The organism is Streptomyces sp. SUK 48, from assembly GCF_009650765.1.
GTDB lineage: Bacteria > Actinomycetota > Actinomycetes > Streptomycetales > Streptomycetaceae > Streptomyces.
Genome location: NZ_CP045740.1, coordinates 4069570 through 4089826, shown reverse-complemented (window position 1 = coordinate 4089826; position 20257 = coordinate 4069570). Strand labels below are relative to the sequence as shown.

16 protein-coding genes and 3 pseudogenes are annotated in these 20257 nt (G+C 74.5%); 10 read left to right on the top strand and 9 right to left on the bottom strand.

All coding sequences use genetic code 11. The features are described 5' to 3' along the window. Window positions 1–65: 65 nt before the first annotated feature. A pseudogene (locus tag GHR20_RS17655) lies at window positions 66–1432 on the top strand (PLP-dependent aminotransferase family protein). On the opposite strand, the gene GHR20_RS17650 reads toward GHR20_RS17655, so the two are convergent. Further along, entirely contained in the window at window positions 1320–2255 is a 936-nt protein-coding gene (locus GHR20_RS17650) for a hypothetical protein (protein WP_153813716.1), read from the bottom strand. The pseudogene GHR20_RS17655 and the gene GHR20_RS17650 overlap by 113 nt on opposite strands. A gap of 79 nt (window positions 2256–2334) precedes the next feature. Next, window positions 2335–2817 carry a hypothetical protein gene (locus tag GHR20_RS17645; RefSeq protein ID WP_153813715.1) on the bottom strand — a complete coding sequence of 161 codons (483 nt, stop codon included), beginning with the start codon at window positions 2815–2817 and terminating at the stop codon, window positions 2335–2337. A gap of 207 nt (window positions 2818–3024) precedes the next feature. Here GHR20_RS17645 and GHR20_RS17640 point away from each other — a divergent pair, with 207 nt between their 5' ends. Continuing rightward, window positions 3025–4212: a PP2C family protein-serine/threonine phosphatase gene (locus tag GHR20_RS17640; RefSeq protein WP_153813714.1), complete on the top strand. Its 1188-nt coding sequence runs from the start codon at window positions 3025–3027 to the stop codon at window positions 4210–4212. Between the two features lie 152 nt (window positions 4213–4364). After that, a complete protein-coding gene (locus GHR20_RS17635; protein WP_153813713.1) occupies window positions 4365–5696 on the top strand; it encodes a hypothetical protein in 1332 nt (443 codons plus the stop codon). 18 nt (window positions 5697–5714) lie between these two features. Here the strand turns inward: GHR20_RS17635 and GHR20_RS17630 are convergent, their stop codons facing one another. From GHR20_RS17630 to GHR20_RS36805, 3 genes are all read right to left on the bottom strand, one after another. After that, window positions 5715–7682: an Ig-like domain repeat protein gene (locus tag GHR20_RS17630; RefSeq protein WP_153813712.1), complete on the bottom strand. Its 1968-nt coding sequence runs from the start codon at window positions 7680–7682 to the stop codon at window positions 5715–5717. A gap of 115 nt (window positions 7683–7797) precedes the next feature. Then, window positions 7798–9060, bottom strand: coding sequence for an amidohydrolase (locus GHR20_RS17625; RefSeq protein WP_153813711.1), 1263 nt, complete (start codon window positions 9058–9060; stop codon window positions 7798–7800). A gap of 58 nt (window positions 9061–9118) precedes the next feature. Beyond that, window positions 9119–9292: a hypothetical protein gene (locus GHR20_RS36805; RefSeq protein ID WP_181516263.1), complete on the bottom strand. Its 174-nt coding sequence runs from the start codon at window positions 9290–9292 to the stop codon at window positions 9119–9121. Window positions 9293–9404: 112 nt separating this feature from the next. Between GHR20_RS36805 and GHR20_RS17620 the strand changes: the two genes are divergently transcribed. After that, window positions 9405–10748 carry a transcriptional regulator gene (locus GHR20_RS17620; RefSeq protein ID WP_153816024.1) on the top strand — a complete coding sequence of 448 codons (1344 nt, stop codon included), beginning with the start codon at window positions 9405–9407 and terminating at the stop codon, window positions 10746–10748. A 42-nt stretch (window positions 10749–10790) separates the two neighbouring features. On the opposite strand, the gene GHR20_RS17615 is transcribed toward GHR20_RS17620, so the two are convergent. Then, window positions 10791–11576, bottom strand: a complete 786-nt coding sequence (locus GHR20_RS17615) for a hypothetical protein (protein ID WP_148024256.1) — start codon at window positions 11574–11576, stop codon at window positions 10791–10793. Window positions 11577–11815: 239 nt separating this feature from the next. On the opposite strand from GHR20_RS17615, the pseudogene GHR20_RS17610 reads away from it, so the two are divergent. From GHR20_RS17610 to GHR20_RS17590, 5 genes and pseudogenes are all read left to right on the top strand, one after another. Further along, a pseudogene (locus tag GHR20_RS17610) lies at window positions 11816–12783 on the top strand (nucleoside hydrolase). 94 nt (window positions 12784–12877) lie between these two features. Next, a pseudogene (locus GHR20_RS17605) lies at window positions 12878–14523 on the top strand (glycoside hydrolase family 13 protein). Between the two features lie 133 nt (window positions 14524–14656). After that, on the top strand, window positions 14657–15358 hold the full coding sequence (locus GHR20_RS17600) for a DUF6445 family protein (RefSeq protein WP_153813710.1): 702 nt from the start codon (window positions 14657–14659) through the stop codon (window positions 15356–15358). A gap of 58 nt (window positions 15359–15416) precedes the next feature. Continuing rightward, entirely contained in the window at window positions 15417–16085 is a 669-nt protein-coding gene (locus tag GHR20_RS17595; RefSeq protein ID WP_194858908.1) for an SDR family NAD(P)-dependent oxidoreductase, read from the top strand. A 133-nt stretch (window positions 16086–16218) separates the two neighbouring features. Further along, window positions 16219–17157 carry an MIP family channel protein gene (locus tag GHR20_RS17590; RefSeq protein WP_111583253.1) on the top strand — a complete coding sequence of 313 codons (939 nt, stop codon included), beginning with the start codon at window positions 16219–16221 and terminating at the stop codon, window positions 17155–17157. 64 nt (window positions 17158–17221) lie between these two features. Here the strand turns inward: GHR20_RS17590 and GHR20_RS17585 are convergent, their stop codons facing one another. Together GHR20_RS17585 and GHR20_RS17580 are read right to left on the bottom strand one after the other, a co-directional pair. Then, on the bottom strand, window positions 17222–17527 hold the full coding sequence (locus GHR20_RS17585) for a VOC family protein (protein WP_153813708.1): 306 nt from the start codon (window positions 17525–17527) through the stop codon (window positions 17222–17224). A gap of 48 nt (window positions 17528–17575) precedes the next feature. After that, entirely contained in the window at window positions 17576–17965 is a 390-nt protein-coding gene (locus GHR20_RS17580; RefSeq protein WP_194858907.1) for an AraC family transcriptional regulator, read from the bottom strand. Between the two features lie 60 nt (window positions 17966–18025). On the opposite strand from GHR20_RS17580, the gene GHR20_RS17575 reads away from it, so the two are divergent. Further along, entirely contained in the window at window positions 18026–18991 is a 966-nt protein-coding gene (locus tag GHR20_RS17575) for a DUF1152 domain-containing protein (RefSeq protein ID WP_148024250.1), read from the top strand. Between the two features lie 46 nt (window positions 18992–19037). On the opposite strand, the gene GHR20_RS17570 is transcribed toward GHR20_RS17575, so the two are convergent. After that, entirely contained in the window at window positions 19038–20105 is a 1068-nt protein-coding gene (locus tag GHR20_RS17570) for a helix-turn-helix domain-containing protein (RefSeq protein ID WP_153813707.1), read from the bottom strand. Window positions 20106–20257 lie beyond the last annotated feature (152 nt).

The window sequence follows — 20257 nt, the reverse complement described above, 5'->3', positions numbered from 1 at the left end:
AATAAGATCTTTGCCCTCGGTGCAATCCAGGACCGCGCCGGGAGAGCAGGGCAACAGGGGGATCTGTGAACGACTACCGGCACATCGCCGACCGGATAGCCACCGACATCGCCAACGGACGGCTGCGGGCGGGCCAACGGCTGCCACCACAGCGGGCGTTCGCGCGGCGGCACGGGCTCGCGCCCTCCACCGCGGGGCGCGTGTACGCCGAACTCGTGCGCCGGGGGCTGGTGGTGGGGGAGGTCGGACGCGGGACGTTCGTACGCGCCGGGGCGCCGGACGGGCAGCCGGGGCGCGCCCTGACCGAGGCGGCGGGCGACGAACCCGTGAACCTGGAGCTCAACTACCCCTGTCTGCCGGGGCAGTCGGAGATGATGAGCCCGGCCCTCGCCTCGCTCGCGCGCTCGGACGCGCTGGGCGGCGCGCTGCGGCCGGCCTCGGTCGCGGGGACGCCGGCCGCCCGGGAGGCGGTCGCCGGGCTGCTCGCCCAGGGCGGTGTGCGCGCCGACCCGGAGCGCATCCTGTTCACCGGCAACGCCCGGCAGGCCATCGCCGCCACGCTCGTCTCCCTCGTCCGGCCCGGCGGCCGCATCGGCGTCGAACCGCTGACGTATCCGCTGGTCAAGGAGATCGGCGCCCGGCTCGGCCGGACCCTGGTGCCGCTCGCCATGGACGCGGAGGGACCCCGCCCGGAGGCCCTCGCCGCCGCCCACCGCGCGGCCCCGCTGTCCGCCCTCTACCTCCAGCCGACCCTGCACAACCCGACCACACTGACCATGGGCGCGACCCGCCGGGCCGAGCTGGCGGACGTCGTCCACAGGCTGGGGATACCGGTGATCGAGGACCGGATCTGGTCCTTCCTCCACCCGCCGGACGAGGGCGGCGCGCCCCCGCTCGCGGCCCTCGCCCCCGGTCTCGTGCACCTCGTCGACGGGCTCTCCAAGCGCGTCGCCCCCGGGCTCACCGTCGGCTTCGTCGTCGTACCCGGGGACCGGACGGAGGCCGTGGCGCGGGCGATCCGGTCCGGGGGCTGGAGCGCGGGCGCGTTCGCGCTGGAGGCGGCGGTGCGCTGGATCGGCGACGGGACCGTGGAGCGGCTGGTGGCGGCCAAGCGGCGGGACGCCGCCCGGCGCCGGCGGCTGCTGGCCAAGGGCTGGACGGGTTCGCCGTACGGTCGGACCCGTCCTCCTATTTCGCCTGGTGGGAGCTGCCGGCGCCGTGGCGGGCCGACGCCTTCGCGGCGGCGGCCCGGGAGCGCGGGATCGCGGTCACGCCGGGGTCGGCGTTCTCGGTGGGGCCCGGCGGGGCGCCGGGCGCGGTCAGGCTTGGACTCGGGTCGGTTCCTGAGCCGGAGCTGGCGCGGGCTCTTTTGGTCCTCGCAGACGTCGCACGAGGCGGGCGGGCCGCAGGTTCCGGGTCAGCCAGGTGGTGAGGGCCACCGTGAGGCCGAGGGCCAGCAGCAGCCAGGAGACGGTGCGCAGGGTCCCGGTCAGGGCGTCGTAGACGGCGCCGGCGGCCGGGTGGGGCACGTCGGCGGGCAGTCCGGCGAGGGTCAGGGAGCGGCCGACGGCGACCGCGAGTCCGAGCAGCGCGCCCGCGAGGGCGGTGCCGAGGGCGGTCGCGGCGATGGCCCGGCGGCGGCGCACGGCCAGGGCGATCCCCGCGGCGGCGAAGACCACGGCCGCGAGCGGAAGCCAGAATCCGGCGACTTCGAGCACGTGGAACCCCTTTCGTAGCGAGGTCAGTTCGTCGGCCGGGAGCACGGCGACCGCGGTGTGCTGCACCGGGATACGGGCGGCGAGCGGTATGTGCTCGTCGCTGAGCTGCTGTTTGACCTGGGCGGTGACGGGGGCGAAGTCCACGGTGACCGGCCCGGCGGCCGCGTCGTCGCGGTCCTCGCGCAGGGCCCGCAGCACCGCGTCGTGGGTGACCCGGTTTCCGGCGTCCCAGGCGAGCCTGAACGCCTGGGTCTGGGTGAAGGAGCGCACGGCGTCGTGCACGAAGGGCCGTACGGAGCCCCGCAGCGGGCCGGTGTCCAGCCCCCGGCCGGCCTCGCGGAGCAGGCTGTCGCCGACGGCGTCCGCGACGGCGTCCCGCACGTCCGGGTCGGTGGCGAGCGGGGCCATCGTGGTGACGTACCGGCCCGTGTCGGTGAGCCCGTACGCCGCCCAGAGCGCCAGCGCGCCGAACGGCAGGAGCAGGCAGGACAGGGTGAGCAGGACGGCAGACAGGGCTCTCCTCAGGCGTGACGGCACCCTCTCAGGCAACGGCCCGCGGGCCCGGCACGCGACCGGAGTGCGTCCGCTCGGGCGATCCGGGTGGATCGCGCCCGCCTCAGCGGATCCGCCGTCCGAAGGCGTCCTCGCGGGTGTAGTACCGGTAGAAGAAGACGACGAAGGTGGCCCCGGCGATCAGCAGGGACATCAGGATGGAGCGCAGGATCGAGTGGTCGCTCTGGCTGTAGAGCCAGCCGAAGGCGATGCCGGTGAACGCCGTCCACAGCAGCGCGTGCACCTCCCGGATCATCCGGGGAGCCAGCGTCAGCAGCGCGACGCAGACCGCGGCGAAGACGAGGGCGCTGACGAACCCGAGCAGCAGGTTCCAGCCGGTGATGGGACCGCCGGCGCGGTTGTCGGCCGCGACCCAGTAGCCGTAGACCAGGGCCAGCGCGACGGGGACCGCGATCCGGGCCATGCGATGGGTGCGGGCGTCGAGGATGTCGGGTGTCCGCCGCTGGTCGGGGGAGGTGCCGGCCTGCACCTCGGGCGCCGGGCCGCGCCGGGGTATTCCGCCGGATGTGGGTGCCGCGTGAGCCATGAGAGCACTCCTCTCTCCTCGCCCCCGGTTCCGCTATCCAATGCACACCTGGGGGCACGCTCCGGCAACTCGGCCGGACCTCCGGGCCCGGAATCACGGGGATCACGGGGTGTCCGGGCCCCTGGCGCCGGATAACCCCGCCGGTCTGCCGTGTGTCTGCCCGGAACCTGGAGACTCGGACGCCGTGAGCAGGAGAAGGCCCGAGCCGTGAACAGGGTGAGGTACCCGCGGTGGCGCCCCCGGGGCGTCTGCGGGCGCGGCTACGGCTGGCTGCTGCCGTCGCTGCTGCTCGTCGGCATCGCGCTGCTGGACTTCAACACCGACGCCGAGTTCCGCATCGTCTCCTGGATCGTCCTGGTGCCCGGCCTCGCCGCCGCGGTCTGCGGAGCCGGCACGACGGCGGGGTTCGCGCTGGTGTCGCTGGCCGCGTACGTCCTGCTGGACAACGCCTGGCCCGACCAGTACAAGGCGGGACTGCCCGACTTCGTCCTCGTCGCCCTCGGCGGCCTGCTGGCCACCCTGACGGCGGCGCTGCGCGTGCGGCAGGAACGGCACATGCTGCGCATGGAGGACGTCGCCGAGACCACGGTACGGGCCGTACTGCGCCCGCTGCCCGAGCGCTGGGCCGGTCTCGAACAGGCGGGCATGTACCTCGCCGCGGATGTGGAGGCGCAGGTCGGAGGCGATTTCTACGACATCCAGCCCGGACCGTACGGCATCCGGGTGCTTCTCGGCGACGTCCAGGGCAAGGGGCTCGGCGCGGTGGACGCGGCGGCCGCGCTGCTCGGCACCTTCCGGGAGGCCGCGTACCACGAGAAGGACCTCGGGACCGTCGCCGAGCGGCTGGAGATCCGGATGCTGCGGCACCGGGTGCACTCCGCCGCGATCGGCCGCCGGGACGTGGACCGGTTCGCCACGGCGGTGCTGGCCGACTTCTCCTGGGGCGAGCGCGGGACGGTCGACGTCATCAACTTCGGGCACTCGGCGCCGCTCGCGGTCGGGCCGCGCGGGGTGCGCGAGCTGCCCAGCGGGGACGGGGCACCGCTCGGGCTGAGCGAGCTGGTCGGCGGGCTGCCGCCGGCCCACCGGGTGCCGCTCGCCGAGGAGGAGACGCTGCTGGCGGTCACCGACGGGGTGACCGAGGCCCGCGACGCCGGGGGCGAGTTCTACGACCTGATCGGCGACGTCGCCCGCGCGGTCGCCGCCGATCCCCGCTGCGCCGAACCCGGCCGGCTGGTCCGGCGGGTGCGCGACGGGGTGCTCCGGCACAGCCGGGGCCGGCTGGCCGACGACACCACGGCCCTCGCGATCCGCCGCCTCCCGGAGACCGAGGAGTGCCCGGGGACCGAGCCGCTGCCGGAAGTCGGGGCGCCGCCGGGGAACCGGATCTCCTGAGGGGGCAGATCCGAGGGGACCGGAGGGCAGCCGGAAGCGCCCGAACGGTGATGTTCCCCGGGCGAAGGCGCGTCGCGGGGGTCGCAGCGGCTACGGTGCTGACGGGAGAGAGCGGATCCACAGGGACCGCAGGGCCTACAGGGGGAGGGACCATGCCCGGAACCGTGCTGCTGCTCGCGGCCTCGCCGCTGGGCCGGGGACGCCTGGTGGACGCGGCCGCCGTGCTGCCGGTGCTGGCCGCCGTCGCCCCCACCGTGCTGTCCGGCACCGACACCGCCAACGTCGTGGAACTCGCGGACCCGGTGGAGCCCCAGGGCGTCCTGACCCGGCTGCGCGCCGCCGCGGCCGCGCCGGGGCCGCTCACCGTGTATCTCACCGGCCAGCTGCACCTGGACCGCAGGCAGCGGCTGCCGCATCTGGCGCTGGCCCGCACCACCCCGGCCACCGTCCGCTACACCGCGGTGCCCTGGCACTGGATCCGTGAGGAGCTGCGGCTGCGCGCTCCCGGGCAGACGGCCCTGGTGGTCGATCTGCACGCGGACCCGGAGGTCTGGCGGCACCTGCACGAACACCCGCTGGACTGCGGGCGCACCACCGCGGTCTACGGCCGGATCGCCCCGCCGCACGGGCGCCGGGGCCCGGCCGAGCCGTCGTACATGAAGACGGTCGCCACCCTGCTGCGCAGCGGCCACCGCCCCGCGCTGGACGACCTCCACCAGCAGGCGCTCGCCCGCATCCCGGAGGAGACCCCGGCCAACATCCTGCTGGCCCCGGTCACCGCCGCGGCCCCGCAGCCGTATCCGGCGATCCCGCACCCGGCGCCGGGCGGGGGCCCCGGGTTCGGGCCGGCGGTGGGCGCGCAGCAGACGTACGGCGGTCCCGTCGGTGCGGGTGCGGGTGCGGGCGTGAGCATGGGTGCGGGTGCGGGTGCGGGTGCGGGTGCGGGTGCGGTCGTGGCGCCGGACGCCCTGCTCGACATCCCCCGGCAGCCCGCGTCCCCCGCCCTGGAAGACCCGGCATCGGAAGAACCGGCGCCGGAGGACCTGGCCCCGGAGGACCCCGCCGCCGACCCCCACGCCGCCATCAGTACCGCCGTACAGGCCGGGCGGCACGAGGAGGCGGACGCGATCGCCGCCCGGCACCAGGAGGCCGCCGCGGACGAGCACGGTCCCGCCTCCGAGGACGCCCTGCACTGGGCCGAGGTGCGCGCGGATCTCGCGATGTTCGCGGGGGACGCGGCGCGCAGCTGCCAGGGGTGGATGGAGATCGCCGGGCACCGGCTGGCGGCCGGCCAGGAGGCGGACGCGCCCGCCGTGGAGGCCGCGGCGGACCGGGCGCACCACCAGTGGGGCCGGATCGGCGAACCGGCGCGGGCCCGCGAACTGGGGCCCGCGCTGGCCGAGTTGCGCGCCCGGGTGCCGGGGCGCCGGCGGGGCGCGCTGGCGGATGTACGGCGGCAGCTCCAGGAGCTTCAGGAGATCTGAACCGCCGCCGTACGGCGACTACTTGGTGAAGGTGAAGTACTTCCAGGCGCCGTGCGTGGTGGAGTTCACGCTGTCGCCCGAGGTGCCGTTGATGTACGACGAGCGGACGCGGAAGTGCCAGCCGACGTCCTTGCCGTGGTCGCCGGTGATCTGGACCGGGGACGTGCCGTTGGGCGCCAGCCGGAAGTACTCGGCGTCGCCCGGGTACCACTTGCCCTGGTAGTACACCTCGAACTCGAACTTCTGCGACCGGCCCGGGTAGTACGTCATCTTGGTGTCGACGACCGGGTTCTTGCTCTGGTGGAAGAAGTAATAGGTGTGGCTCCAGGCGGACTTGGACGTGTACGAGCCCGACAGCGAGGTGGAGACGCTCACCCGGTCGTACGCCGTGCTCGTCGCGGTCGCCGACCGGTAGCGGGCGTCGCCGGCGAACTTCGCGGTCACCTTGGTGTCCCGGTACAGGTTCATCCAGACCGAGAGATTGCCGTGCGAGTCCACCTTGCCGGACTTCACCAGCTTGTTCGGCCGGTCGCCGCCGTAGGGGTCGGCCCAGATCTCCACCGAGCGGTTCTTGTACGTCGCACCGAGGTGCGCGGTGAACTTCACGGACTTGCCGTAGTCGTACGTCTTGCCGTTGCCGCTGATGCCGATCGACGGCTTGGCGCGGGAGACGTCGACCGTGCCGGAGCCGGAGCCCGCGGTGTGCTGCGCGTCGCCCGCGTAGGCGACCGTGTACTTCACCTTGCCGCCGGCCGGCGGGGTGTCGGTGAAGGAGAAGGTGCCGTCGGCCTTGACCGTGACCGCCTTCAGGGCCTTGCCCTTGGGGGACTCCAGGTCGGTGCGGGTGACGGACAGCGGGGTGCCCGCGGGCAGCGCGACCGTCGAGGTGACCTTGCCCTTGACGGTGAGCTGCTTGGCGCGGGCGGCGGTGGCCGGGGCGCCCACGGTGACGGTGGTGACCGCCTTCGCGGGCGCGCTCAGGACGCGCAGCGTGTAGGCGCCCAGGCTGTTGTACGACACCGCGAACAGCCGGGAGGCGTCCGGCGCCCAGGCGAGCGCGGAGTCCGCGAGCTCGTCCGCGCCGGACGAGGTGCCCGTGTTCGGGAAGTCGTACGTGCGCACCGCGCTCTCGGCGCCCGGCCGGTAGATGAAGATGTCCGGGTTGTACCAGCCGTCGACGCCCGCCGCGACCGTGCCGTCGGGTGCGATGGCCACCGCGTTCGGGTAGGTGTCGCTGGCGTAGACGCCGTCCGGCGTGAGGTCGGCGGTCTTGAACACCGGGTGGTGGTACGGGTATCCGCTCGCGGTGACGACGTCCTTGCCGTCGGGTGTGACGGCGAGGTCGCGCAGGCCGCCGCCCGCCTGGGTGCTCGCGAGCCGGGTGGGCGTGCCGGTGGAGACGTCGTACGAGACGACCGTGCCGGAGCTGTCCCCGCTCTCCCCGGCGACGAGCGTGTCCGAGCCGGGCGCCGCGTCCAGGAACGGCCCGGCGTACCAGCCGCTGCCCTGGCCGAGGGTGACCTCGTGCTGCTCGGAGGCGAGGTCGACGGAGCCGATGTCGCCGCTGCCGCCGGTGCCGTAGCCGAACCAGAGCCGGCCGCCCGCGACCGCGACACTGAGCGGCTGACTGCCCACGGCGTACGGCGTGCCGGGCGTGTCCGTGGCCGTGTCGATGACCGCGATCCGGTCGGCGCCCTTGACGGCGGCGTACAACGTGCCGGAGTCCGGCGACAGTTCGAGGCCGGTGACGCCCGGCAGCGAGGTCAGCTGCTTGCGCACCGCGCCGCTGTAGTCGGTGACGACGATCTTGCCGTTGGCCGGGTCGCTGATGAAGACCTGCTGGTGGAGCCCGTCGACCACGACGTCGCCGACATGCTTGACCGGCAGGGCGGTGGCGGTGTCGGCGGACGCCGGAGTGGCGGCGAGGGCCGCCGAGCTGAAGAGGACCGCCAAAGTGGTGGCGGCGGTGAGAGTGCGCATACGCACGCTGATTCGAACCCCCCGGAACGAATGAAGACAGGAACGCCTCCGGGCACGGCGGCGCGAGCCCCCAGCTGTGCGAGACCTGTGTGCCCGGTGTGGCGAGTATGCGAAGAGTAGGTCATGCCTCCGACAACAGGGCCAGCGCCCCCGAGACCAGGGTCCGCACCCCCGGGGCGACGGTGGACGGGTCGGGGGCGAAGTGGGGGCTGTGGTTGCTGGGGACGGCGGCGAGCTTCTCCGGGAGGGTGTCGCCGGGGGCGTCGTTCCAGGCGTCGTGGGGCGTGGTGGTGACGAACCAGTACGCGTAGGGGACGGCGCCGTCCAGGGCGAGTTCGGGGAAGTCCTCGCTGCCCATCGCCGGGCCGGGGTCGAACACCGTCGCCGTGCCGAAGAGTTCGCCGTGCACGGCGGCCACGGTGGTGTCGGTGGCGGCGTCGTTCACGGTCATCGGGAAGGTGGCGCCGAGGGTCACCTCCGGCTCGCGGGGGCAGCCTGCGGCCAGGCACTCGCCCTGGGCGATGCGGCGGATCGCGGCCAGCATCCGCTGCCGTACCGCCTCGGACTGGGTGCGCAGGTTCAGGGCGATGCGCGCCTCGTCGGGGATGATGTTGTGCCGGCTGCCCGCCTCGATGCGGCCCACCGTGAGGACGGCGGACTCGCCCGCGGCGACCTCGCGCGAGACCACGGTCTGGAGCCGGGTGACCAGATAGGCGGCGGTCACCACCGGGTCCACGGTCGCCTCGGGGCGCGAGCCGTGGCCGCCCCGGCCGTACACCACGATGTCCACGTCCGTCGCCGCGGACATGATCAGTCCCGGCGCGTGCGGGTACAGGCCCGCCGGGCCGGGCGCGGCATGCTGGCCGAGCAGCACGTCGGGCCGTCCGAAGCGCTCGTACAGGCCGTCCGTGAGCATCCGCCGGGCGCCCTGCCCGGACTCCTCGGCGGGCTGCCCCACCACCAGCAGGGTGCCGCGCCAGGTGTCCCGGCCCGCGGCGAGCGCGGCGGCGGCCCCGGCCAGCCAGGTGACGTGCAGGTCGTGCCCGCAGGCGTGCATCACCCCGTCGGCGGTGGAGGCGTACGGCAGTCCGGTCGCCTCGGTGACGGGCAGCGCGTCCATGTCGGCGCGCAGCAGCACGGTGGGGCCGTCGCCGTGGGCCAGCCGTCCGACGACGCCGGTGCCGCCGACGCCCTCCGCCGTCTTGAACCCGGCGTCCGCCAGCCGCCCGGCCAGCGTCCCGGCGGTGCGGTGCTCGCGCAGGGACAGCTCGGGGTGCCGGTGCAGGTCCCGGTAGAGGTCCTCCAGGCCGGGGAGCGGGAGGTCGGCGGTGAGGTCCCGCGCGGTGCGGGCGGCGGCGGAGGCACGGGCGGCGGCAGGGGTCATGCGGGCAGGCTAGGCGGGTGGCGGGGATTTGGACACCGGTGGTTTCCCGCGGTTCTGGTCAGCGGCCGGCCGGGGCCGAGGCGGTGACCCGCTCCCCGGGGGCCGCCGGGGAGCAGGCGCGGGCCGGGCACGCGTTGGCCGCGAGGATCAGGGACGTCGCGGCTATCACGGCGGCCGCGACGGCCCTGCGCGCGGTGGAGTGTCCGTAGGGAGCGGATGGACGTCCGTACACGGCGACCTCGCAACACGACAGCGGCGTATTAAGCAGGTTTAATACGCCGTTTAACCTAGAGGCATTCCGAACCGAACGGCAAGGTCCACCGGGCCAGTTGGGGGTTGCTGCGGTGCGCGAGCGGGACGATCCGGAGACGGTGGGGCGGCGGGTGCAGCGGCTGCGCGCGGAGCGCGGCCTGACCCAGCGGCAGCTGGCCGAACCGGCCTACACACCGGCGTACATCTCCACCCTGGAGGCGGGCCGGGTGCGCGCCTCCGACGAGGCGCTGCGACACCTCGCGCGGCGGCTCGGGGTGAGCTTCGAGGAGCTGGCCCTCGGCCGCCCCGCCCATCTCGCCACGGAGCTGCGGCTGCGGCTCACCGAGGCCCGGCGGACGCTGGCGGACGGGCGGGCCGAGGAGGCGGCACAGCGGTATGCCGGGCTGCTGGCCGAGGCGGAGGCGCACGGTCTGCCGGGCGAGCAGGCGGCCGCGCTGCTGGGCCTCGGCGAATGCGCCCTGGAGACAGGGGAGCTGGCGAGCGCCCACGCCCACTTCGAACGCGCCGAGGAGCGTCTCGCGGACGCCTCCCCCGCGGCCCGCGCCCCCGCCGTGCGCGGCCGGGCGGTCGCCCACTATCTGGCGGGCGAACTCCGGTACGCCGTCTACCTCCTGGAGACCACCCTCGACGAGCTCAACCGGGGCGGCCTGCACGACCCGGACGCGCTGCTGCTCCTGTACGCCAGCGTCATCGGCCCCTACCTGGACATGGGCGCCCACGCGCGCGCCGCCCAGGCCGCCGAGTACGCGCTCGCGCTCGCCCCGCGCGCCGGGGACCCGGCGCTGATCGCCCGGATGCACCGTTCCGTCGCCCGCACCCTGCTCGCCGAGGGCCGCCCCGCCGAGGCCGACGCCTCCCTCGCCAAGGCCGCCGAGCTGTACCGCCAGCTCCAGCTGCGCACCGAGCTGGCCAACTGCCACTGGATGCGCGGCTATGTGCACGCACAGAACAACCAACTGGAGGCGGCGGAAGCCGAGTTGCGGCAGGCCCTCGCCATGCTCTCGCAGACCAGCGCCGCCCTCTACCGCAGCCAGGCCGCGGTGGAACTGGCCGATGTGCTGCACCGCCTGGACCGCTCCACGGAGGCCGCCACCCTCCTGGAGGGTGTTTTGGGCGACTTCTCCTCCGAGCGCGGCGCCATGCACGCCGCCGCCGCGCACCGCCTCCTCGGCATCATCGCCGAGGACGCCCGCGACACCGAGTCCGCCGAGGAGCACTACGTCCGCGCTCTCAGCCTCCTGGAGCGCGCGGGCGCCGCGGGCGATCTGGCCGACCTCTGCCGCCTCCTGGGCGACCTGCTGCGCCGCACCGGCCGCACGGAGGCCGCGCTGGACGCCTACCGCACCGGCCTGGGCCACCGCACCACCCCCGGCACCACCACCCTGGGCCCGGCCCCGGCCCAGCCGCCCCTCTGAACCCCGCCCCGGCGACCCCCGGCCCCTACACGCCCCCCGCCCCTACACGGCCACCCGCCCCTGCCTGCGCACATCCGCCAGCCGCAGCGCGCCCACCTGCACGGCCGCCTGCGTGGCGTCGTTGGGGACATCGCCCAGACCGCCGTTGGTGAAGGCGAAGGCGTCGTCGCCGACCCGGACGGTGGCGACGTCCAGGGTGAGCCGGACGTCCTGGCCGTCCTCGGTGGTGGCGGAGACGGTGATGTGCAGGCCCTGGCGGGCGTCGCCGACCTCCGGCAGGGCGAGGTCCGAGACCTGGACGTCCTCCTGGACGTTCTGCTGGGTGACGGCGTCGAAGCGGGCGCAGTTCTCCGGCATCGTGCGCAGCCAGTTCAGCGCGGCGTCCACGTCGGAGGGGCGGCGGGCGCCGATCTGGTAGCGGAGCTGGGCGTCGGTGTCGGCGTCGTCCAGGCCGACCGCGACCCGGGCCGGGCCGCCGAGGAGCTGGTCGCTGTAGAGGGCGTCGAGGAGTTTCTGGCACTCGCCGGCCGAGGTGCGCGCCTTCAGCATCCCGTCCCGCCAGGTCGCCGCGCCGCGCGTCGCGGTCCAGGGGGCGCCGAGATCGCTCTGGCCGAGGAGCGCGGCCTGCGCCTGTGCGTCGGTGAGCGAGGAGCCGTCGGGCCGCACGGGAGCCCGGGAACTGCGGGCCGGCCGGTCGATCGTCGGCAACGGCTGCGGCGCCGTCGCCGGCTGCTCCAGCGTCAGCGCCGCGCACCCCCCGACGCCGAGCAGCCCGAGCCCGGTCAGAAACCTCGGCAGGCGGCCGCGCGGGCGTATCCCCTCGAACATCACGGTGCCTCCCGGTCCTGGTGCCTCCTCCCACGGCACCACCACCCCGCCCGCCCCACCAGCGCGGAAGGCCGGACGGGTGAGGCGTGCGAAGGGGACCGGCGAGAGGTGCGAACGGGACGGGCGCGGCGCACGAAAGGCTCCGCCGGCGCGCCCCGCGCGACCTGGCTGAACTACTGTGTGAGCCCCTCGCGCCCCCGGCGGGCCGAGCCGTGCCCCTCCGCCACGAAGGAGCCCCCATGTCCGGCCGTCCCGTGCCCGTGATCATGGACTGCGACACCGGGGTCGACGACGCCCTCGCGCTGCTGTTCGCCGTGCGGCACCCCGGCATCGAGCTGCGGGCGGTGAGCTGCGTGGCCGGGAACACCGATGTGGACGGGGTGGTGCGCAACACGCTGACCGTCCTGGAGCAGGCCGGGGCGCCGGAGATACCCGTGGCGCGCGGGGCCGAGCGGCCGCTGCTGGAGCCGGCCCGGCCCGCCACGCATGTGCACGGGGCGGACGGCATGGGGACCTGGGGCTGCCCGCCCCGACGCGGCGGCCCGCCGACGTGGACGCGGTCACCCTGCTGCGCCGCGAGATCCTCGCCTCGCCCCGCCCGGTCACCCTGGTCCCCACCGCGCCGCTGACCAACATCGCGCTGCTGCTGCGCACCCACCCCGAGGTGACCCGCAACATCGAGCGGATCGTCTTCATGGGCGGCGCGGTCGAGGTCGGGAACGCCACGCCCGTCGCCGAGTTCAACGTCTGGCACGACCCGGAGGCGGCCGCCGTGCTGCTCACCTCCGGGGTGCCGGTCACGATGTACGGCCTGGACGTGTTCCGGCAGGTGGTCGTGGCGGCCGAGGAGGTGCGCCGGCTGCGGGCGAGCGGGGACCGCGGGGCGCGGCTGGCCGGGGAGCTGCTCGCGCACCGTCCGGCGGCCCAGGGCGAGCCGCCCGAGGCCGAGGAGGCGGGCGGGCTCGGGGACGCGGGCGCGGTGTGCGCGGTCGCCGACCCGGGCGGCCTGACCACCCGGCCGCTGCCGGTCGAGGTCAGCCTCGCGCCCGGGCTGGGACGCGGGCAGACGATCGTCGACCGGCGGCCCCGCCCCGGCGAGGCCGAGATCCATCACGGGGTGCGCGAACGGCCGGTGATCGACGTCGCGTTGGCGGTCGACGCGCGCCGGTACGCGCGGCTGTACCTGGAGACGGTCGGGCGGCCCTGACGCCGGGTCCGGTTTCCAAGGTTCGCTTTCCGGGCAATGTGGACAGATTCTCTACGTCGCGTCCGCTTCGTCCGTCGTACCGAAGGGAACCCGTATGGCAGACCTCTCCTCCAGGAGCCCCGACTGGTGGCGGCAGGCCGTCATCTACCAGGTGTATCCGCGCAGCTTCGCCGACGCCGACGGGGACGGACTCGGGGACCTCAAGGGCATCACCCGGCGCCTGGACCATCTCGGGGCACTCGGCGTGGACGCCCTGTGGCTCAGCCCGTTCTACCCCTCCGAACTCGCCGACGGCGGGTACGACGTCGCCGACCACCGGGACGTCGATCCGCGCCTGGGCAGCCTGGACGACTTCGACGCCCTGGTCGCCGAGGCGCACCGGCTGGGCCTGAAGGTCGTGGTGGACCTCGTGCCCAACCACACCTCCCACCAGCACCCGTGGTTCCAGGAGGCGCTGCGGGCCGGGCCCGGGTCCGCCGCCCGCGAGCGGTACGTCTTCCGCCCCGGCCGGGGTAGCCGGGGCGAACTCCCGCCCTCCGACTGGCAGTCCGTCTTCGGCGGCAGCGCCTGGCACCGGGTGTCCGACGGCGAGTGGTACCTGCATCTGTTCGCCGCCGAACAGCCCGACCTCAACTGGGACAACGAGGAGGTGCGCGCCGACTTCCGCACCACCCTGCGGTTCTGGTCCGACCGGGGTGTGGACGGCTTCCGGGTGGACGTGGCGCACGGCCTGGCCAAGGAGCTGACCGAGCCGCTGCGCGACATCGGCGACATCGGCGCCTCCGGGGAGACCGCGCTGCTGCGCGTCCCGCCCGGCGACCACCCCTACTGGGACCGCGACGAGGTGCACGAGATCTACCGCGACTGGCGCAAGGTCTTCGACGCCTACCGGCCGCCGCGCAGCGCCGTCGCCGAGGCATGGGTCCCCGGCCCACGGCGTGCCCTGTACGCCCGGCCCGACGAACTCGGCCAGGCGTTCAACTTCGAGTACCTGGAGGCCGGCTGGAGCGCGGCGGAGCTGCGCCGTGTCATCACCGCGGAGCTGGACACCGCGCGGGCCGCGGGCGCCGCCGCCACCTGGGTGCTGTCCAACCACGACGTCGTACGGCACCACTCCCGGCTGATGCTCCCGCCCGGCACCGACCCCGGCGCCTGGCTGCTGTCCGGCGGTCACGCGCCCGCGGTCGACCGGGAGGCGGGCCTGCGCCGGGGCCGGGCCGCGACCCTGCTGATGCTGGCCCTGCCCGGGTCGTCGTACCTCTACCAGGGGGAGGAACTCGGCCTGCCCGAGGTCGCGGACCTGCCCACCGAGGTGCTCCAGGACCCGATCTGGGAGCAGACCGGGCATGTCCGCAAGGGGCGCGACGGCTGCCGGGTGCCGCTGCCGTGGACGGCGGACGGGCCGTCGTACGGCTTTGGACCCGGCGGGGCCTGGCTGCCGCAGCCGCCCGGCTTCGCGGCGTACGCCGTCGAGGCGCAGAGCGGGGTCGAGGGCTCGACGCTGGAGCTGTACCGCACCGCGCTGCGACTGCGCCGCAAACTGCTCGACGGGGAGTCGCTCATCTGGTCGACCGACTCCCCTGAGGGAGTCATGGACTTCAGCCGCTGCGAGGGCTGGCGGTGCGTCGTCAACCTGGGGGCACAGGCGGTGCCGATGCCCGCCGGGGACGTGCTGCTGAGCAGCGCGCCGTTGCCCGGGGCGGGGTCCTGCCGCCGGACACCACGGTCTGGCTCGGCTGACCGGCGGGGCGAAGGGGCCGGTCACCGGCGGGCCGGCCCCATTGCCGCGCTTTGGTGTACATGACACACGGTTGGGGAAACGTTGACCGGTCCCCGGGAGAAGGCGGGTGGAACGCGGCCCTAGATTCCCCGTATGCCCCCACAGCCACCCCCCAGGATGCCCGCGGCCCGCGCCCCGGGCGCGCTGCCCGTGCTGCCCTACCGCAAGCCCACCAAGGGCCGTGACTACTGGGTCCTGGACGACGTCCTGCCCGACGCGGACGCCGTGCGCGCGCGGTGCCTGGCCAAGGACGACTGGGTCGAGGGGTACCCGTACACCTCCGAGACCTGGCCGGGGCTGCGCGCCATGCCGGGCCTCGAACCCGCCGAACTGGCCGTCATCGAACGGCTGGTGCGCAAGGCGACCGGTGCCAGGGAGCTGTGGGTGCAGAAGGCGCCCGGCGGCGGCACGCTCAACCACAACTGCGTCCAGGTCGTCGGCGCGGGCGAGAGCGAGCCGCGGCCGCACACCGACTCGCGCGCGCTGTGCCGGTACGCGGCCGTGCTGTACCTCAACCCGGGCGTCCCCAAGGACTGCGGCACCAGCTTCTACCGCCAGCACCTGCCCGGCGGCCGGCTCGGCGGCAATGTCGTGCAGGCCCCGCACACCAACCTGGTCGAGGCCCTCGGCACCCGGTTCGTCGCCCCGGACGCCTTCGAGGAGGACGTCCGCGTCCCGCACAAGTACAACCGCCTCCTGCTCTACAACGCCAACCTCGTGCACAGCGCGACCGGTTACACCGGCGCCACGCTGGAGGAGAAGCGCATGACGGCCGTCTTCTTCTGGATGGCCTGACGGCCGGCCCGCCGGTCCGGGGTGCGCCCGGGCCGGGGGTGCGGTACGGATGGTGGGCGTGAGCGTTGTCGCCATCGTGGGCGCCGGTCCCGGACTCGGCGCCGCCGTCGCCCGGCGGTTCGGGCGCGAAGGGTACGCCGTCGCCCTCGTCGCCCGCGACCAGGACCGGCTGGACGCGCTGGTCCGGGAGCTGGCCGGGGACGGCGTCACCGCGCGCGCCTTCCCCGCCGACGTCCGCGAGCCGGAACGGCTGGCCCGCGCCCTCGCCGACGCCGCGCGGGAGCTGGGCGCCGCCGAGGTGCTCCAGTACAGCCCGGTCCCGCACAAGGACTTCATGCGGCCCGTCCTGGAGACCGGCCACCGGCAGCTGACCGGGCCCATCGAGTTCTCCGTGTACGGGCCCGTCGCCGCCGTGCAGCAGGTGCTGCCCGGGATGCGGGCCCTGGGGCGCGGAACCATACTGTTCGTGAACGGCGGGACGGCCGCCGTGCCGCAGGCCGAGCGCACCGGTACGTCCGTCGCGTTCGCCGCGCAGAGCGCGTACGGGCATCTGCTGCACGAACGCCTTGCCGCCGACGGCATCCACGTCGCCCAGCTCGTCGTCCCCGGCGCCATCACCCCGGGCCACCCGCGCAAGGACCCCGCCGTGCTCGCCGAGAAGCTGTGGGGCATGCACCGGGAGCGGCGCGGGTTCCGGCACTTCGCGGACGACCTCGACAGCCGATGACGCCGCTGAGCCGCTGACGGCGCCGACGCATCACGCGAAGGGGTGACGGCCTCTCGGCCCATCCTGCGTGAAGAGCATTTGTAGGCGAATATGGGGACGTTGGCCGTTTTGCTCCTCTCCAAGGGGGCCTTTCATGGCTGTCGAGATTCCGTCGCTGATCAAACCCTCCGCACTGCGGGCGAGGGCCGGCCTGCTGGGCGAGTGCCTGGCGGAGTTCCTCGGGACGTTCGTCCTCATCTGCTTCGGCTGCGGTGTCGTCGCGATGGCCGTCGCCGCGCTGCCCGGCTCGGGCCGCGCCGCCACCCCCACCACGATCTTCCTCGCCGCCGGCGACTGGCTGCTGATCACCTGGGGCTGGGCGATGGCCGTCGTCTTCGGCGTCTACGTGGCCGGCGGCGTCAGCGGCGCCCACATCAACCCCGCCGTGACGCTCGCGATGGCGGTGCGCCGCGGCTTCCCCTGGGTGAAGGTGCTGCCGTACTGGTTCGCGCAGCTGGTCGGCGCCTTCACCGGCGCGGCGCTGGTGTACCTGGTCTACCACCAGGCGATCGGCGCGTACGACGCCGCCGCCCCGGGCCCGAAGGTGAACGGGCATACGAACGCCTCGTTCTCCATCTTCGCGACCTTCCCCGCCGCGTACTTCCACGGCGGCATCTGGGGCCCGCTGATCGACCAGATCGTCGGCACGGCGTTCCTGGTGATGTTCGTCGTGGCCGTCATCGACCTGCGCAACCAGGCCGTGCAGTCCAACCTCGCGCCGCTGATCACCGGCTTCATCGTGGCCGCCATCGGCATGTCCTTCGGCGCCAACGCGGGCTACGCCATCAACCCGGCCCGCGACTTCGGCCCCCGCCTGCTCACCTACGCGGAGGGCTGGGGCAGCCTGGCCTTCCCGGGCAGCCTGGCCGGGGCGTTCAGCGGCTACTGGTGGATTCCCATCGTGGGCCCGCTGGTCGGCGGCGTCATCGGGGTCCTGGTGTACGACCTGTTCATCGGCGACGTCCTGATGGCCCGGCTCGCGCGCAACGAGCCCCCCGAGCCGGGCCGGGCGCGCCCGGAGCCGCCGCGGTAGCCCGGCCGGGACGCGCCGGTGCGGGGTGCGGGCGCGAGGCGCGGGGCGCGGGGCGCGGGGCGCCTCAGGCCCTGGGCTCGGTGAAGCGGATGCGGTTGCCGAAGGGGTCCCGCAGCCCGCAGTCGATCCCGTACGGGCGCTCGGTGGGCTCCTCGGTGAACTCCACGCCCTGGTCCAGCAGCGCCTTGTAGGTGCCCCGGCAGTCGTCCGTGGTGAAGATGAGCCAGCCGCCCATGACGCCCTTGGCGACCAGCTCGCGCACCTGCTCCGCGGTCTGCTCGGACATCGCGGGGGCGCCCGGCTTCTCCAGCAGGATCTGCCGCTCGGGGTGGCCGGGGACGCCGACGGACTGTGTGATCGCGTTGAACATGACGTCCACGCTAGCGAGCGCGGGGCGCGAAAACTTATCCGTAACTGCTCAACCGGGCCGGGTCCAGGCCATGGTGAAGCACGTCGGCACGGCGGCGGCCACCGCCTTTCCGCGGTACGCGCGCGGCGAGCTGCCGACGATGTCGCGGAACGTGCGGCTGAAGGTGCCCGGACTGCCGAAGCCGACCTCGAAGGCGATGTCCGTCACGCGCCTCTCGCTCTCGCGCAGCAAGTACATCGCCCGCTCCACCCGGCGGCGTTGCAGATAGCGGTGCGGTGTCTCGCCGAACGTGGCCCGGAAGGTGCGCGCGAAGTGGGCCGGTGACACATGCGCGACACGGGCCAGCGCGGGGACGTCCAGCGGCCGCGCGTAGTCGCGGTCCATGGTGTCCCGTGCCCGCAGCATCCGGCGGTTGCCGTCCTCGGCGGCGCGGCTCATGTCCCCATTCTCCCCTCCGAGCAGGCCCGTTGGGACGGCCTCCGCGGTGAGGGTCTGGTGATGTTCTCCCTTCGCGAGCCCGCCTTCTTCACCCGACTGCGCGACGCCGGCCGGGTCCTGGTCGCCGGGGCGGGCGGGGGCTTCGACGTCTACGCCGGACTGCCCCTGGCCCTCGCGCTCCGGTCGGCCGGCGCCGAGGTCCATCTGGCCGGCCTGTCCTTCGCGGACCTGTACGGCCTGGACCGGGGCTCCTGGGTCGCGGAGGACGTCGTCGCCGTCCGCCCGGACACCCCGCTGCACGGCGACTACTTCCCCGAGCGCTCGCTGGCCCGCTGGCTCCACTCGCGGCAACTGCCCGCCACCGTGTACGCCTTCCCCCTCACGGGTGTCCGGCCGCTGCGCGCCGCCTACCGGGCCCTGGCGGAGCACCTGGGCGGCGTGGACGCGATCGTCCTGGTGGACGGCGGGACCGACATCCTGATGCGCGGGGACGAGCACGGGCTCGGCACCCCGGAGGAGGACATGGCCAGCCTGGCGGCCGTCGCCGGGCTGGCGGAGGTCCCGCACCGGCTCGTGGCCTGCGTGGGCTTCGGCGTGGACGCCTACCACGGGGTGAACCACTCGACGGTCCTGGAGAACCTGGCCGCCCTGGACCGCGACGGAGGCTACCTGGGCGCGTTCTCCCTTCCGCGGGAGAGCGACGAGGGCGCCGCCTACCTCGACGCGGTGGCCCATGCCCAGCGTTGCCACGCGAGCCACCCGAGCATCGTGCACGGCAGCGTCGCCGCCGCCGTGCGGGGCGAGTTCGGCGATGTGCGCTTCACGGAGCGCACCCGCGGCAGCGAACTGTTCGTCAACCCGCTGATGTCGCTGTACTTCTGCGCCGACCTGCCCGCCCTCGCCCGCGCGCATCTCTACCTCGACCGGCTGGAGGACACGGTGCTGATGCGCCAGATCGGCTCCGCCATAGCCGGCTTCCGCGAGGAGCTCCCCCGGCAGCGGCCGCCCCGGGTGTTCCCGCACTGAGCCCGGCGGCACCCGGGCCCCTGCGCCGGTGCCCGGTCACGACGGGTCACAGCGGCTGGGTCGGCCAGTTCAGCAGCCGGGCGCCGATCACCGCGGTCTGGAGCATGTAGCGGTGCGCGGGGTCGGCGGGGTCGGCCGCGGTGAGCTGGTGGATGCGCTCCAGTCGGTAGGTGAGCGCGCGCACGCTCAGCGAGAGCCGGCGCGCGGTCTCGGCGGCCACACAGCCGGAGTCGAAGTAGGCGACCAGGGTGTCCAGCAGCGGTACGGCGCCGCCCCGGGCCGCGGTCAGCGGGCCCAGGGTGTGCTGCACCAGGTCGGCCATCGCCTGCCGGTCGCGCGCGAGCACCGGGTAGACCAGCAGGTCGGCGGCGTGCAGCACCGGCCCGGGCAGCCCGAGCCGCTCCGCCATCTCCAGCGCCGCGAGCGCCTCCTCGTACGACTGCACGACGCCGCCGGGGCCGGTCTGCGGGCGTCCGACGGCCACCCGGCCGCCCTCGGTGGCGGCGGACGCCTGCCGGGCGAAGTAGTCGAGGACCTCGCCGGTGTCGCCCGGCGCGACGCACAGCAGCCGGCCGTTCTTGGTGGTGAGCAGGATGCTGTGGGAGTCGAAGCGGGCGAGCACCTCGGCCTCCACCCGCCGGGCCACGGCGCCGCCCTCGACGTAGGACCGGGGGCCCTCGGCGACCGCGACGGCGTGCGCGCGCGAGAGCCGCAGCCCGAACCGTTCGGCGCGCTCGACGAGCCGGCCCAGGTCGCTGCGGCCGTAGAGCAGGTCGTCGATGAACTCCCGGCGGGCCGCCTCCTCCCGGCGTACCGTCAGCCGCTGGGCGCGCTCGTACCCTTCGGCGAACACGTCGACGGCCTGTTCCACGGCGGCCAGTGCCGCGAGGGTGCTCTCGGTCGAACCGGGTCCCACCGGCCAGGCGGCGCGGGCGGCGGCCAGATGCGCGACGACCAAGGCGCGCAGTCCGAGCCCCGCCTCGGCGGCCTGTTCGCCCAGCGTCCGGCGGGACTTCAGCTCCTCGCGGGTCAGCCGCCGGCCGGTGCTCGCGACCTCGGCCAGCACCCCCGCGAAGCCCTCCAGATAGCGCCCGGATATCCCCTGCTCGCTCACCCTGCCCCGTTCCCCCGTGATCTTGACGCGCCGGTGACGCTTTCCTAGCGCATTTCCGGCATGAAGACAGTAGTGAACACTGCCGGAAACCGGCAATGCGGAAACGGTCCTCCCGGCCGCACCATCCTCTGCGGGGAGCACTACGGAGGGTT

Bases quoted from the DNA above. Each gene is read 5' to 3' on its own strand.
- GHR20_RS17645 (WP_153813715.1), bottom strand. From the start codon at position 2,817: ATGGCTCACGCGGCACCCACATCCGGCGGAATACCCCGGCGCGGCCCG.
- GHR20_RS17635 (WP_153813713.1), top strand. From the start codon at position 4,365: ATGCCCGGAACCGTGCTGCTGCTCGCGGCCTCGCCGCTGGGCCGGGGA.
- GHR20_RS17625 (WP_153813711.1), bottom strand. From the start codon at position 9,060: ATGACCCCTGCCGCCGCCCGTGCCTCCGCCGCCGCCCGCACCGCGCGG.
- GHR20_RS17615 (WP_148024256.1), bottom strand. From the start codon at position 11,576: ATGTTCGAGGGGATACGCCCGCGCGGCCGCCTGCCGAGGTTTCTGACC.
- GHR20_RS17600 (WP_153813710.1), top strand. From the start codon at position 14,657: ATGCCCCCACAGCCACCCCCCAGGATGCCCGCGGCCCGCGCCCCGGGC.
- GHR20_RS17590 (WP_111583253.1), top strand. From the start codon at position 16,219: ATGGCTGTCGAGATTCCGTCGCTGATCAAACCCTCCGCACTGCGGGCG.
- GHR20_RS17585 (WP_153813708.1), bottom strand. From the start codon at position 17,527: ATGTTCAACGCGATCACACAGTCCGTCGGCGTCCCCGGCCACCCCGAG.
- GHR20_RS17580 (WP_194858907.1), bottom strand. From the start codon at position 17,965: ATGAGCCGCGCCGCCGAGGACGGCAACCGCCGGATGCTGCGGGCACGG.
- GHR20_RS17575 (WP_148024250.1), top strand. From the start codon at position 18,026: ATGTTCTCCCTTCGCGAGCCCGCCTTCTTCACCCGACTGCGCGACGCC.